Source organism: Sphingomonas sp. BL-S-29, assembly GCF_055521495.1.
The window spans coordinates 2,755,607-2,770,290 of the sequence record NZ_CM145482.1 but is presented as its reverse complement, the minus strand read 5'-3'; the positions used below and the strand labels follow the sequence as shown (position 1 = coordinate 2,770,290).

The window sequence follows — 14,684 nt, the reverse complement described above, 5'->3', positions numbered from 1 at the left end:
TCCGGCGGCACAAGCCCGGGCGGTGAGCGTCCCCGATATCTTTGACCGTACCGCCCGGCGCATCCGCCGCGACCGCGCCGCCGACGGGTTTGCCGGGCATGATTTTCTGCGGGCGGCGATGCTCGACGGTATCCAGGAGCGGCTCGGCGCCGTCGTGCGCGCCTTCGGGGACGTGCTCGATCTCGGCTGCTTCGACGGTGCGTTCCTGCCTCCGCCGGGTACGCGCATCGTCCGCTGCGACGCTGGCCTGGCCTTTGCGCGCTCGGCCTCGGGGGTTCAGGCCGATGAGGATCGGCTGCCTTTCGCGGATGGCTCGTTCGACCTGGTCGTCTCCGCCGGCGTGCTCGACAGCGTCAACGACCTGCCGGGCGCGCTGAGCCTGATCCGGCGCGCGCTGAGGCCCGACGGCCTGTTCGTCGCCGCCTTCACTGGCGCGGGCAGCCTGTCGACCCTGCGCGCTGCCCTGCGCGAGGCCGAACGTGACCGCCCTGCCGCCCGCATCCACCCGCAGATCGACGTTCGGTCGGCCGGCGACCTGCTCGTTCGGGCTGGATTCGCGCTGCCCGTCGCGGATGTGGAATCGCTGACCGTCCGTTACGCCGGGCTCGCCGGACTGTTGGCGGACCTGCGCGGCATGGCGGCGACGAACCTGCTGGTCGGTCGCACGCCGCTTCGCCGCGATACGCTCGCCCGCGCGGCCGATGCCTTTGCGGCACTGGCTGACCCGGACGGGCGCGTGGCTGAGCGTTTCGAGATCGTCTTTCTCACGGGCTGGGCCCCCGCCCCGTCCCAACCTCAGCCGGCCCGACGCGGCAGCGCGACGGCCTCGCTGGCGGAAGCGCTCAAGCGCATGCCGCCCGCCTAGGGCAACGGCTCGCTAGCCGATCACGGCGTCACCCGAACCCCGGGCGAGCATGCGGCCAATCGCGTCGAACAGCGAATCCATTGCAACGGGTTTGAACAACACTTCGTCGGCGCCCCCGCTCAGGCAGCGTTGGCGAAGATCGATCGCGGTATCAGCAGTCACGACGATGATCGGCAGCCTTGCCTTGGCATCGGTGCGGCCGCGGATGTGCCTGATTGCCTCGAATCCATCCATTCCGGGCATTCGAAGGTCGACCAGGACAATGTCGAAATCCTGCTCGTCGATGAGTTGAAGACCGATCTCTCCGCTTTCCGCACCGACCATCGACGCACCGGCCACATCGAGCATGTCCTTCACAACCCGACGATTCATCGGATCATCCTCAATGAAGAGGATGTTCATGGCTTGGAGGCCGCGGCGCTGGCCGACTGGAAAAATAGAACCATAATGGATGTCTCTATCTGATCATGCCGCACGCGTTACAAGATGGCTGACGTTGTCGCCGTCGCTTTTACCCGCAGGGAAGAGCGTTTCGGCCAACGCCGCGCCAGAGATCGGCTTGGCGATCACGATATCGAATCCCGCGGTGGCGAATTCCGCTTTCTGTTGCTCGCTCGGGGCTGGCCAGAGCAGCGCCGAGACGACACCGGCATCGCGCGCCGCCGCGACCAGCGCCGATATCGCGCCCGACATATCGGCGTTTGCCTTCAGAGTCGCGTCGTCGACCAGCAGCCGGGAAATGCTGCCCGCGACGATAAGCCCGATCGCCTCATCGACCGTCCCCGCGAAAACAATGTTCCCGGATCGCGCCTCGAGCACGGCACGCAGCATGCTGCGCGAAATCGGGTTGCGATCGAGGATCACCAGCGCGCGGATGTCGGCCCCCATCCCGGCCGCTTCCGCCGCGGCGGCGCGAACCAGCGGCAGGTCGAGGGTAAAGTTCGAGCCGCTGCCCACCGCGCTGCGCACCGTCACGTCGCCGCCCATCGCCCGGGCAAGATTCCGGCAAATGGCGAGGCCCAGGCCGGTGCCGCCAAATTTGCGCGCCGTGCCCGCGTCCACCTGGCGGAAGGATTCGAAGATCAGTTCATATTTGTCGCTCGGGATGCCGATGCCGGTATCGGTCACCTCGACCTTCAGTCTCGACGCGCCGTCCCGGTCGTCGGCAAAGGCCCGCACGCTCACCGCACCGCTGTCGGTGAACTTCAGCGCATTGGACAGAAGGTTGAAGATGATCTGGCGCAACCGGCCGACATCGCCGTCGATCCTGTCCGGACAATCGGCGAGATCGAGCGCGAACGCGATGCCGCGGCCCCGCGCCTGCTCCTCCCACATGCACGCCACGTCGCGCAGCGCGTCCTTGAGGTCGAACGCCTCGCGCTCGATCGTCATGTTGCCGGTTTCCATCTTGGCGACGTCGAGAATGTCGTCGACCAGCGCGCGCATGCTGAGCCCCGCACCGTGCACCACCCCGATCCGGTCGCGCATCGGCTCGCCGAGCTTCTCGTCCGCCAGCATCACCTGAGTCATGCCGAGGATACCGTTGAGCGGTGTGCGGATCTCGTGGCTGGTGGTCGCGAGGAACTCGGTTTTCGCCGCCAGCGCCTTTTCCAGCGCGCTGTTGGTCGCAGCGAGATCGATGTTCGCCGCGCGCACCTCGTTGCGGCTGCGGCGGATGGTGAAGAGACCGACGCCGAGCATCGAAACGATGATGGCGGTCGCCAGCGCGGCACCGGTGAAAATGATCCGCTGAGTCTGCACGCGGGCCTGTTCGGCCTCATATTTGCGCTGCGCCTCCGCCGCCTGCAGCCGGGTGATCTTGAGTTCCTGATTGGCGAAATCGAAACGGGCCGCGGCAAGCGCGGTGTTGGTCGACGCGGCGAGCGTCGACGTCTGGTCGTCGAGACGTTTCAGCGCTTCGAGATGAAGCAGCGCCCGCGTCTCGTCGCCGGTCCTCTTGAACAGCGTATAGGCGGTCTGATGTCCTTCGCGAAACGCGAGCGTGGTCGTGCGCAGGTCGACTCCCGCGAAGCTGCGTTCGATCAGCGCCGCCGCCCGCGCGGGATCGCCATGCTGAAGCGCGGCTTGGGCCTCCAGCCCCAGGTCCTGGCTGTCGGTCCGCATGCCGGCGGCCCGCGAAACCCGCGACACATCGGCGATGGTGCGATCCGCGGCGGCAAGATTGTCGGTGGCGAGTTGTGCGCGCGCGATGTTCCGCAGGATCTGCACCTCGCGGCCGGGGCTCTTCATCGTCCGCGCGAGCGACAGCGCCTCATTATATTGCTTCTCGGCCTCGGCGAAGCGGCCAAGCTCCTTCAGGCACACGCCGCGATTATTGTAGATCGCCAGCAGCAGGGACGGATCGCCATGATAGACCTCGATCGCCTGGCTGGAATAGCGCAGGCCGTTCTCATAGTCCTTGGCTTCCTGATAGAGCAGCGCGATGCTCAGCAGCGCGACCGCGCGGCTGCGCGTTTCGCCAAGGTCTCGGAACACGGCATGCGCTGCCTGATAATCGGCAAGCGCCGCCGCGACATCAGCCTTGGCGGTGTGCAGGCCGCCCCGCGACAGCAGGATGTCGCCAGTGAGCTTGGTCGGCGCGCTGCCCGCGACCGCGGCATAAGCGCGGTCGATCAGGGGCTTCGCATGGTCCACGTCGTTGAGACGGAGATAAGCCTCGCCCTGGAGCCATTGCGCGGTCGCGATCGCGACCGTCCGCTGGCGGTGCTGCAATGATCTCGCCGCGACTTCGGCCGCCCTGGCCTTGTCGATCGTCTTGCCGGGATCGACCAGCATCATTGCCTTGGCATCGGCTACCATGGCGTCGAAGCGGGAACCCGCGTCAGACACCTGCGCGGTGACGGGCACGCCGTGACTCATCAGCGCAAGCAGCGCTGCGGCCATCAAGGTACGAAAAATGAGCCCCATGATCGAGCGCCTGTGTGGACGGGACATGTTAAATACGCGCTAAGGCGCGGGATGACGATGGCTCAGGCGCTTTTCCAGAAACTGGCCGGGCGCCGGAACATCGCATGGCCCGGCCGTTCGGGCAGGTGCGCCTTGTCGTCGCGCAGATATTGGCGGAACGCTTCGATCGAGACGGGGCGGCTGATCAGATAGCCCTGCACCATGTCGCAGCCCATCACGCTGAGCAGCGCCATCGCCGCCTGGGTCTCGACCCCCTCGGCGGTCACCTCCATCTCCAGCGCATGCGCGAGATCGATGGTCGAGCGCACGATCAGCGGGTCGCGGTTGCTGCTCGTCAGCTGGAGCACGAACATCTTGTCGATTTTCAGCTCCTTGGCCGGGAGCTGTTTCAGATAGGCGAGCGACGACAGACCGGCGCCATAATCGTCGATCGCGATGGTGATGCCGACATCGGCAAACGCCCTGAGGTTGAAGATGGCGCTTTGCGGATCGCGAATGACCGACGTCTCGGTGATCTCGAAACCGATCCGTGCGCCGCTTTCGAGCACCTTGGCGCAGGCCAGCTTCACGAACCGCACATCGGCCAGCAGCTGGCCGGAGATGTTGAGGAAGATGGTCAGGTCGTTGCCGTCGGCGGCGAGCAACCGCTGGTCGGCGATCACCTGGTCGAGCGTCCACAGCGTCAGCGCGGCAATTTCGCGCGCTTCCTCGGCGACGGTGATGAAGTCTCCCGGAAGGATCAGCCCGCGGGTCGGATGCTGCCAGCGCACCAGCGCCTCGGCGCTCGCGATCTCCTGGCGGCGGACATGCACCTTGGGCTGATATTGCAGGAACATCTCGCCATTGCAGATCGCGGCCGGCAGCTCGCGCGTCAGCGTCAGCCGGTCGAAGGCCGGCGTGCCAGCGGAAAGATCGCGGATGACGGCATGGGCCTCGCCCCGGGCCTGCTCGAGCGCGCTCTCGGCCTCTTCCGCGAGCCGCACATCCTCGGCACCGTCGAGCGGTGCCGCGGCGGCGCCGAAATGCATGTCCAGCCGATGCTGTTCTCCATCGAGGTCGAGCGGCAGATCGAAATCGGCGGTCAAACAGCCAAGCGCCGCAGCAAGATCAGTCAGCGAATCCCCTTCGAAGAGGATCTCGACGACATTGCGCCCGATCACCTCGACGCGGGCACCCTCCAGACTGGCGCCAATCCGTTCGCGAACGGCGACCGGCAGGCGGTCGGCGTCGTAGCGGCCGAGATGGCGGCGCAGCGCCGGGAAATTGGCGATCTCGGCGAGGCAAAGGAACTGCCAGGCTTTTGGCCGGGGTCGCGCGATGGTGGCGTTCTCATCCGACGATGCCACCAGGGCTTCCGGCATCGACGGCTCATGGTTCTCCAGATGCCCGAAGCCAGCGGACGGCAGCTCGGTAAATGCCATGGTAGCGCCGTCATCGCGGTCGGCACGATGGCGAAGCGCCACGGACAAGGGCAATCGCGCGCCCCGCGCCCTGGGCCCGTTTACCGGGATATATGTACGTGAGCCGCGCCCCATGACCGTCAGCGATAGCCGCCGATGGCTAAACGAACTCTTAAACCTGCCGCGGCGGACCGCAAAAACCCCGGAAATCCGATTGCCTTATCCTTAATTTTTCGTTAATTAATCCATGCACTCGCCTGAGTGCACAAGGGAGAAAGCAAGTGCTTAAGTTCATTATTGCGCTGATCTACGGCGAGGGCATTCGTCCCTGGTAACCAGTCACCCGACCCGATCTCCGACTGAAGCGGCCTGACTTTAGCGAAGGTTGGTCGGAGGTCGGGTCGATATCCCACTTTGCCCCTCCCAGAATGCACATGACGAATCGCCAACGATGGCGATACCGCTCCCATCCCGATACGGGTGTCGTGGAAATCCGGTAGGCTTTGCGTCCAGATCGGTTATTTCTCCGTCCGGACGGGCCGGAATATTGGATGGACGCGCCTCAGGCGGTCACGGGCTCGCGTACCGGCGCAGCCGGTTGCGAACGCGGCACGGGATTGGAGAATTCCATGCCGTCATCGACTGAGCCGAAGCGAAGCGAGACCACGTCCTTCGCGTAGTTCTGATACAGCTTCCAGGGCTTCTTGCTGCCCTGCTTGGGAAACTTCTCCATCGCCCGCGTGACATAGCCCGAGGTGAAGCTGAGGAATGGCTCGGGCGTCAGCACCTCGTCGCCGATCCGCGGCGTCGCCTGGCGCAGCCCGCGCTTCTTCATCGTATTGAGCAGCCGGCAGACATAGGCGCAGGTGAGATCGGCCTTCAGCGTCCAGGACGCATTGGTATAGCCGAAGGACGAGGCCAGGTTCGGCACGTCGCTGTACATCATGCCCTTGTAGTTGAACGTCTGCGCCAGATCGACGGCTGCACCGTCGACGCTGAAGGCAACGTCGCTCAGCAATTGCAGCTCGAGCCCGGTCGCGGTGACGATCACATCGGCGGGTAGTTCCGCGCCGGAGCTCAGCCTGATGCCCGCAGGGGTGAAGCGCTCGATCGTGTCGGTGACGACCGAGGCCGTACCCTTCTTGAGGGACGCGAACAGGTCGCCATCGGGCACCAGGCACAGGCGCTGGTCCCAGGGATTGTAGCGCGGGGTGAAATGCGTCGCGACGTCATAATCCGGGCCAAGCTCGGCGCGCACCATGTCGAGCAGGCGCGCCTTGGTCTTTTCCGGTCGTTTCCGCGCGAGATTGTAGAACAGCATCTGGAACAGCACGTTGCGCCAGCGCGTGATGTCGTAAGCCAGCATCGCCGGCAGCTTGCGCCGCAGCCAGTTGGCGAAACCATCCTCGGCCGGGCGCGACACGACATAGGTCGGTGATCGCTGCAGCATCGTCACATGCGCGGCCTTGTCGGCCATCGCCGGCACCAGGGTCACCGCAGTCGCGCCACTGCCGATCACCACGACATTCTTGCCGGTGTAGTCGAGATCCTCGGGCCAGAATTGCGGATGCACGATGCGTCCGGCGAAGCTCTCCGCATCGGGGAAGTCGGGCGTATGGCCGCGGGCGTAATTATAATAGCCGCTGCACATGAAGAGGAAATTGCAGGTGAACCGGACGGGCCCCTCCGGCCCTTCGGCCTCGACCGTCCAGCGCGCGTCCGGCGTCGACCAGGCGGCCTGCTTCACATGGTGGCGATAGCGGATGCGCCGGTCGATTCCGGCGTCGCGCGCGGTGTCGTTGACATACTTCAGGATCGACGGACCATCGGCGATGGCCTTGGCCTCGGTCCAGGGGCGGAAGGAATAGCCGAGCGTGTACATGTCGGAATCGGAGCGGATGCCGGGGTAGCGGAACAGGTCCCAGGTCCCGCCCATCGCCGCGCGGCCTTCGAGGATCACATAGCTGCGATCGGGGCACAGCTTCCGCAGATGATAGCCCGCACCGATGCCGGAAATGCCGGCACCGACCACCACGACGTCGAAATGCTCAAGGCCCATATATCGCTCTCCCGCGATACCCGATATTCGATTTTTCGCGGGGACGCAAAGATCAGTTTCGATCCGCAATGCTTTTAAGGGTCAGGCGGCCTCCGCCTTGGCCCGCGCGCGATAGGCGTGGAGCAGCGGCTCGGTATAGCCATTGGGCTGAGTCAGCCCTTCGAACACCAGCGCCCGCGCCGCCTGATAGGCCAGGCTGGTCGCCTCATGCCCCGACATCGGCCGGTACAGCGGGTCGCCGGCATTCTGCACGTCGACCTTGGCGGCCATGCGCGCAAAGGCCGCGTCGATATCCGCCCGGGTTGCGACCCCGTGGAGCAGCCAGTTGGCCATGTGCTGGGAAGAGATGCGCAAGGTGGCGCGGTCTTCCATCAGGCCGATATCGTGGATGTCGGGCACCTTGGAGCAGCCCACACCCTGATCGATCCAGCGCACGACATAGCCGAGGATACCCTGGGCATTATTGTCGAGCTCGGCCCGCACCTCGTCCGGTGTCCAGTTGCGCCCCTTGGCGACCGGCACGGTCAGCAGCGGCGTCAGGCCCGGAATGGCCTCGCGCGCGATCTCCTCGCGCCGCGCGAACACATCGACCTGGTGATAGTGCATCGCGTGCAAGGTCGCCGCGGTCGGGCTCGGCACCCAGGCGGTGTTCGCGCCCGATTTCGGGTGACCGATCTTCTGTTCCATCATGTCGGCCATGCGATCCGGCGCTGCCCACATGCCCTTGCCGATCTGCGCCCTGCCCGAAAAGCCATGCGCAAGGCCGATGCGGACATTGCGGTCCTCATAGGCCTTGATCCAGTCGCTCGCCTTCATCTCGGCCTTGGGGATCATCGGCCCGGCGCGCATCGCTGTGTGCATCTCGTCGCCGGTGCGATCGAGGAAGCCGGTGTTGATGAAGACGATGCGGTCCTTCACCGCTTCGATACAGGCGGCGAGATTGGCCGAGGTCCGGCGCTCCTCGTCCATCACCCCAACCTTGATGGTGTGGCGCTCCAGGTCGAGCAGGTCCTCGACCGCATCGAACAGCCGGTTGGTGAAGCCGACTTCCACTGGCCCATGCATCTTGGGCTTCACGACATAGAAGGAGCCGGTGCGGCTGTTGCGGTGCTGGCCCAGCCCGCGCAGGTCGTGGAGCGCGATCGTCGCGGTCATGATCGCATCGAGCACACCCTCCGGCGCCTCGTTCCCTTCCGCCAGCCTCACCGCGGGCGTGGTCATCAGATGACCGACATTACGCACGAACAACAGGCTGCGGCCCGGCAGGGTGAGTGAGCCCTCTTCAATCGAATCATACGTGCGGTCAGCGTTCAGCTTGCGCGTGATCGTCTTGCCGCCCTTGTCGAAGCTCTCGACCAGGTCGCCGCGCATCAGCCCGAGCCAGTTGGCATAGGCCGCAACCTTGTCCTCGGCATCGACCGCCGCGATCGAATCCTCGAGATCGACGATCGTCGTGATCGCCGATTCGAGGATGACGTCGGCGATACCGCCGATATCCCCGCCACCGATCACGGAAGTCCGGTCGATCACCACCTCGATATGCAGGCCATTGTGCCTGAGCAGTAGCGAGTCACCCTTGCGACCGACCAGCTGCGCCGGATCCACCAGATCGGGTGTGCCGCCGCGATATGCGGTCCAGCTTTCGCCCGCCAGTGGCACGGCCTGGTCGAGGAAGGCCTTGGCATAGTCGATCACCTGGGCGCCGCGCACGGGATCATACCCGCCGGGCACCGCCATGCCGGGCAGCGCGTCGGTGCCGTAAAGCGCGTCGTACAGGCTGCCCCAGCGGGCATTGGCTGCATTCAGCACGAAACGGGCGTTGAGCACCGGAACGACCAGCTGGGGGCCTGCCATGGTCGCGATCTCGGGGTCGACATTGATGGTGCCGATGGTGAAGGGCGCGGGCTCGGGCACGAGATAGCCGATCTGGCGCAGAAAGGCTTCGTCAGCCGCGCCACCCGCTGCGTAGCGCGAATCGATTCGTTCCTGCAGCTCGTCGCGTTTCGCCAGCAGCGCGACATTTTCGGGCGAGAACAGCGCGAATATCTCGGCGACACCCTGCCACCAGATGCCGGGGTCGATGCCGAGCGGCGGCAGCACCTGCTCCTCCACGAAGGACGCAAGCTGCGGAGCAACGGACAAACCGGCACGATCGAGCATTTCGGGCATTGGGCCTCCTGGAAAAGTCGCGACTGCCTGGGGAGAGCTGCCCCGCGCTTAGGACAGGCCGGGGCCAGTCATCAAGCCTGTTCGGGATCGAGCGGCGCGGCCGATGCCTCGATCCGGTCGAGCATCGCCCGGAACGCGGCGATTTCCGCTGTGGAAAAACCCGCAAAAACCCGCGCCTCGAGTTCGAGCGCCTTGGGCGCGACGCTCTCGTACAGCGCCTGCCCGGCCATGGTCAGCGACAACAGGTGCGATCTCTGGTCGTCGGGATTGGGTCGCCGCTGCACCAGCCCGCGGTCGACCAGGGCGATCGCGGCGCGGCTGACCGTTACCTTGTCCATCCGCGTGGCCACACCGAGCGCCTGTTGAGTCAGTCCGTCGCTCTCGGCAATCACCGCGATCAGCCGCCATTCGGGGATGCGCAGTCCGAACAGCGATTGATAGGCCGTCGCGATCGCCGAAGAGACGCGGTTCGACGCGATCGACAGGCGATACGGCAGGAACTGATCGAGCTTCAGGCTTGGCATGCGCCTTCGCTAGCGCGCTCCAGCCGCGCCGTCACCCCGTTGTAACACTTGACACTAAACTATGGGCGTCCATATTATTGCCATGGCAAAGGTCTCGAACCGCGACAAAATCCTCTCCGCTGGTGTCCGGGTCGTGCATGAGCGCGGCTTTGGCGGCGCCAGCGTGCGCGATATCGTCCAGGCGGCGGGCGTGCCGCAGGGCTCCTTCACCAATCATTTCGTCTCGAAGGAGGCGTTCGGGCTCGAAGTGCTGGATATGTATTTCCAGCAAGGGCTCACGCTCATTGCCGAAACGCTGCGCAATGACGCGCTCCCGCCGCTCCAGCGTTTCGAGGCCTTTCTCGATGCCAATATCGCGCGCGCCGCCGGCGAGACCGGGTGCAATGGCTGCATGATGGGCAATTTCGCCATCGAGACCAGCGGCAACGATAGCATCCGGCCCCATCTCGTCGAGAATTTCGGCGAAGTGGCAAAGGCGATCTCTTATTGCCTCGCGGCGGCGGTGGCGGCGGGCGAAGTTCGCGCCGATCTCGATTGCGACGACATCGCCGCTTTCCTGGTCTCGGCGCTGCAGGGATCGAACCTGCTCGCCAAGGTCGAGCGCAACGCGGAGCCGCTGAAACGGCTCAAGCGGATTACCCTGAACAGCCTGCTGCGCTGATACGCCCCTACTCAGTCGAATTAAAAATCACTGCTTCTCAGTATCTTGTGAAATAAATACGTACGGACATAGTCCGCACCCTTGTAGATAATACGTACGTACATATTTGATGGACCGCAGGGCACTCCGCCCCGCCAGCGTTCATCAGGGATCACTACCATGACAGCACCCGTCGTCCTCGTCACCGGCGCCCTTAGCGGCATCGGCCGCGCCACCGCCGAGGCCTTTGCCCGTGAGGGCGCGAAGGTCGTCATCTCGGGCCGCAATGCCGAAACCGGCGAAGCGGTCGCCGCCGAACTGAGCAATCTCGGTGGCGAGGTTCATTTCATCCGCGCTGACGTTCGCCATGAGGACGATCTGCGCGCGCTGGTCGACGGCACCGTCGCCAAATTCGGCCGCCTCGACGTCGCGGTCAACAATGCCGGCACCGAAGGCCAGTTCGGCCCGATCACTGACCAGACCCCGGAAAGCTATGCCGCGATGTTCGACACCAATGTGCTCGGCGTGCTGCTCAGCATGAAGCACGAGCTTCGCGTGCTCCAGGCCCAGGGTTCCGGCTCGATCATCAACATCTCCTCGGTGCTCGGCCAGGCCGCTTACGCCAACGCGGCGCTCTACACCGCCAGCAAGCATGCCGTGGAAGGCCTGACCAAGGCCGCGGCACTCGAGGGCGCGCCGTTCGGCGTCCGCGTCAACGCCGTCGCACCGGGACCGATCGACACCCCGATGCTCGACCGCTTCACCGGCGGCGAAGAGGGCAAGGCCGGGCTCGCGTCCACCATCCCGCTCGCCCGCACCGGCGCACCGGACGAGATCGCCCAGGCAGTGGTCTTCCTCGCCTCCGACAAGGCCTCGTTCATCGCCGGCCATGTCGTCAACGTCGATGGCGGCAAGCGCGCCGCCCTCTGATGACAATCTCGGGCGGTCCTTCGGGGCCGCCCTTTTTCGTGAGGATACCGCCATGACCGACAAGCCGATCCGTATCCCCGGTCCCGATCATCCCATCACCATCGAGCCCGGCGCAGGCCGCGTGAAGGTGACGGCGGGCGGCCAGGTGATCGCCGACACGACCGAGGCGCTCGTCCTGCGCGAGGCCAATTATCCGGCCGTCTTCTACATCCCGCGCAAGGACGCCAACCTGGCGCTGCTCTCGCGCACCGCTCATTCGACCTACTGCCCGTACAAGGGCGATGCCTCCTATTTCTCGCTCCCCGCCGGCATCGACAAGGCGGAGAACGCGATCTGGACCTATGAATCCCCCTATGACGCAGTGGCCGGGATCAGGGATCACCTCGCTTTCTACACGGACCGCGTCACGATCGAGCATCTGCCCGCGTCCTGATCGCGCATGGCCGCGTTGAGAGGTGGACGAACGGATGAAGCTGCCCTATGTAGTTTCATCTGTTACCACTTTGCTCCTCGGAGATTCGCGATGACCGACCGCCAAGACAATCCCATGGGCCTGGACGGCTTCGAGTTCGTCGAGTTCACCGGGCCCGATCCCGATGCGCTGGCGGACCTGTTCGTGAAGATGGGCTTCACCCATGTCGGCACGCACCGCTCCAAGAATGTCCGCCGCTATGCTCAGGGCGACATCAACTTCCTGCTCAACATGGACGGGAACGGCCAGGTCGCGAGTTTCCGCGAGCAGCATGGCCCGTCGGCCAATGCGATGGCGTTCCGCGTCGCCGATGCGGCCAAGGCACTGAAGCTCGCGGTCGAGCGCGGCGCGGTCGCCGTCGAGGGCAAGGTCGGCCCGGCCGAGCTCAACATCCCGGCGATCGAGGGAATCGGTGGCGCGAACCTCTATCTGGTCGACCGCCGCGGCGCGGCGACGATCTACGACATCGATTTCGAGCCCGTCGAAGGCGCTTCGCCCGACCAGCATAGTGTCGGCCTGCACACGCTCGACCATCTCACCCATAATCTCCAGCGCGGCCGGATGGATTATTGGGCGCATTATTACGAGAGCATCTTCAACTTCCGCCAGATCCGCTATTTCGACATCGAGGGCCAGGCGACCGGCCTCTTCTCCAAGGCGATGACCGCGCCGGATGACAAGATCCGCATCCCGCTCAACGAAAGCCAGGACGAGCATTCGCAGATCGAGGAGTTCATCAAGGACTATCGTGGCGAAGGCATCCAGCATCTCGCGCTGGCGACCGACGACATCTTCGCCACGGTCGATGCGCTCCGCGCCAACGGCATCCGCTTCCAGACGACGCCGCAGACCTATTTCGACCTGATCGACAAGCGCCTGCCCGGCCACAACCATGACGTCGAGGAAATGCGCAAGCGCGACATCCTGATCGACGGCGCGCCGGAAACGGGCGGCGGCCTGTTGCTGCAGATCTTCACCGAGAACATGGTCGGCCCGATCTTCTTCGAGATCATCCAGCGCAAGGGCAATGACGGCTTCGGCGAGGGGAACTTCAAGGCGCTGTTCGAGAGCATCGAACTGGACCAGATCAGGCGCGGTGTGGTGCCGGGTAAGGTCGAGGCGTAAAGACCCCGAAGGGTTGCTTGCACTCCACACCGTCACCCCGGACTTGTTCCGGGGTCCATCGTTCCGCACACGCACCATCGGCGGCGCCGGCGGAAACATGGATGCCGGAACAAGTCCGGCATGACGGTGCAATGTCGGCAACCTCGCTTCCCTACACAGTCCGTTGCGGTGGCATGAGAGAAGGATAAGGCGATGTCCGACTACCAATCAGGCTTCGGCAACCACTTCGCGACCGAGGCAGTCCCCGGCGCCCTCCCCATCGGCCGCAACTCGCCCCAAAAGCCCCCGTTCGGCCTCTACGCCGAACAGCTCAGCGGCAGCGCCTTCACCGCCCCACGCCACGAGAATCGCCGCTCCTGGCTCTACCGCCTGCGCCCCTCCGCCGCGCACCCCGCCTTCACCCGCTACACCGGCGCCAATCGCTTCGCCCCCGGCATCAGCCAGCAGCCCCTCGCCCCCAACCGCCTGCGCTGGGGCCCGCTCGACCTCGAAGACACGGACTGGCTCGACAGCCTGACCACAATGGTCGTCGCCGGCGACGGCCCGAAGAGCCAGGCCGGCGTCGCCATGCACCTCTACCGCGCTTCGAAGGACATGGTCGACCGCGCCTTCGTCTCGGCCGACGGCGAACTGCTGATCCTGCCCGAGATGGGCGCCCTCACCCTGTTCACCGAGCTTGGCCGTATCGACGTGAAGCCCGGCGAGATCGCCCTGATCCCGCGCGGCGTCCGTTTCCGCGTGGCGCTGCCGGAGGGCAAGGCCCGCGGCTATGTCGCCGAGAATCACGGCGTCCCCTTCCGCCTGCCCGATCTCGGCCCGATCGGCGCCAACGGTCTCGCCAACCCGCGCGATTTCGAGACGCCGGTCGCCTGGTTCGAGGATCGCGAAGGCGAATTCGAACTGGTCCAGAAATTCCTGGGATCGCTCTGGACCACCAATCTCGACCGCTCGCCGATGGACGTCGTCGCCTGGCACGGCAATTACGCGCCGTGGAAATACGACCTCGCCCGCTTCAACACGATCGGCTCGGTCAGCTTCGACCATCCCGATCCGTCGATCTTCACCGTGCTGACCTCGCCCAGCGACGTGCCCGGGACTGCGAATGTCGATTTCGTGATCTTCCCGCCCCGCTGGATGGTCGCGGAAAATACCTTCCGCCCGCCCTGGTTCCACCGCAACACGATGAGCGAATGCATGGGCCTGATCGCCGGCGCCTATGACGCCAAGGCCGACGGCTTCAACCCGGGCGCGCTGTCGCTGCACAACCAGATGAGCGGCCACGGCCCCGATGTCGCGAGCTGGAAGGGCGCAAGCGAGGCGGAGCTGAAACCCCACAAGATCGACGGCACCATGGCCTTCATGATCGAGAGCCGCTGGGTGTTCCACCCGACCGACTATGCGCTGGAAACCGGCGCGCTGGACGAGGATTACGACCAGGTCTGGACGGGGTTTCCGAAGGCGCAGCTGCCGGGATAGGCGGGCCGGCTGGGGAACGAGGGAGCCCCCTGGAACGAACGGCTTTTTTGTGCCCTAAACTTGATCGCGGGTCTGCCCTGACGCTGACCCCGAAAA

The 14,684-nt window shown here is 65.0% G+C and carries 12 protein-coding genes; 6 read left to right on the top strand and 6 right to left on the bottom strand.

Translation table 11 applies throughout. The features are described from left to right. Positions 1-22: 22 nt before the first annotated feature. On the top strand, positions 23-865 hold the full coding sequence (locus ACZ1I2_RS13190; protein ID WP_465173679.1) for a class I SAM-dependent methyltransferase: 843 nt from the start codon (positions 23-25) through the stop codon (positions 863-865). Positions 866-877: 12 nt separating this feature from the next. Here ACZ1I2_RS13190 and ACZ1I2_RS13185 read toward each other — a convergent pair whose 3' ends face one another. From ACZ1I2_RS13185 to ACZ1I2_RS13160, 6 genes are all read right to left on the bottom strand, one after another. Further along, positions 878-1,267, bottom strand: coding sequence for a response regulator (locus tag ACZ1I2_RS13185; protein ID WP_465173680.1), 390 nt, complete (start codon positions 1,265-1,267; stop codon positions 878-880). 63 nt (positions 1,268-1,330) lie between these two features. Further along, the gene (locus ACZ1I2_RS13180) at positions 1,331-3,793 is read right to left on the bottom strand and encodes an ATP-binding protein (protein ID WP_465181458.1); all 2,463 of its coding nucleotides are present in this window, start codon (positions 3,791-3,793) and stop codon (positions 1,331-1,333) included. A 62-nt stretch (positions 3,794-3,855) separates the two neighbouring features. Next, complete coding sequence (locus ACZ1I2_RS13175; protein WP_465176936.1) at positions 3,856-5,214, bottom strand: EAL domain-containing protein; 1,359 nt, start codon at positions 5,212-5,214, stop codon at positions 3,856-3,858. Positions 5,215-5,755: 541 nt separating this feature from the next. Continuing rightward, positions 5,756-7,252 carry a flavin-containing monooxygenase gene (locus tag ACZ1I2_RS13170; RefSeq protein WP_465176937.1) on the bottom strand — a complete coding sequence of 499 codons (1,497 nt, stop codon included), beginning with the start codon at positions 7,250-7,252 and terminating at the stop codon, positions 5,756-5,758. Positions 7,253-7,333: 81 nt separating this feature from the next. Next, positions 7,334-9,421 (bottom strand): malate synthase G, encoded by a 2,088-nt coding sequence (locus tag ACZ1I2_RS13165; RefSeq protein ID WP_465176938.1) that lies wholly within the window; start codon positions 9,419-9,421, stop codon positions 7,334-7,336. Between the two features lie 71 nt (positions 9,422-9,492). Further along, a complete protein-coding gene (locus ACZ1I2_RS13160; RefSeq protein WP_465173685.1) occupies positions 9,493-9,945 on the bottom strand; it encodes a MarR family winged helix-turn-helix transcriptional regulator in 453 nt (150 codons plus the stop codon). Between the two features lie 82 nt (positions 9,946-10,027). Between ACZ1I2_RS13160 and ACZ1I2_RS13155 the strand changes: the two genes are divergently transcribed. The 5 genes from ACZ1I2_RS13155 (at position 10,028) to hmgA (ending at position 14,588) form a co-directional block, all read left to right on the top strand. Continuing rightward, positions 10,028-10,606, top strand: a complete 579-nt coding sequence (locus tag ACZ1I2_RS13155; protein ID WP_465176939.1) for a TetR/AcrR family transcriptional regulator — start codon at positions 10,028-10,030, stop codon at positions 10,604-10,606. Positions 10,607-10,765: 159 nt separating this feature from the next. After that, positions 10,766-11,515 (top strand): SDR family NAD(P)-dependent oxidoreductase, encoded by a 750-nt coding sequence (locus ACZ1I2_RS13150; RefSeq protein ID WP_465176940.1) that lies wholly within the window; start codon positions 10,766-10,768, stop codon positions 11,513-11,515. Positions 11,516-11,567: 52 nt separating this feature from the next. Next, a complete protein-coding gene (locus ACZ1I2_RS13145; protein WP_465176941.1) occupies positions 11,568-11,948 on the top strand; it encodes a DUF427 domain-containing protein in 381 nt (126 codons plus the stop codon). 90 nt (positions 11,949-12,038) lie between these two features. Further along, positions 12,039-13,112 (top strand): 4-hydroxyphenylpyruvate dioxygenase, encoded by a 1,074-nt coding sequence (gene hppD / locus ACZ1I2_RS13140; RefSeq protein WP_465176942.1) that lies wholly within the window; start codon positions 12,039-12,041, stop codon positions 13,110-13,112. Between the two features lie 192 nt (positions 13,113-13,304). After that, positions 13,305-14,588 carry a homogentisate 1,2-dioxygenase gene (hmgA, locus tag ACZ1I2_RS13135; RefSeq protein WP_465176943.1) on the top strand — a complete coding sequence of 428 codons (1,284 nt, stop codon included), beginning with the start codon at positions 13,305-13,307 and terminating at the stop codon, positions 14,586-14,588. The last annotated feature ends 96 nt before the right edge of the window (positions 14,589-14,684 follow it).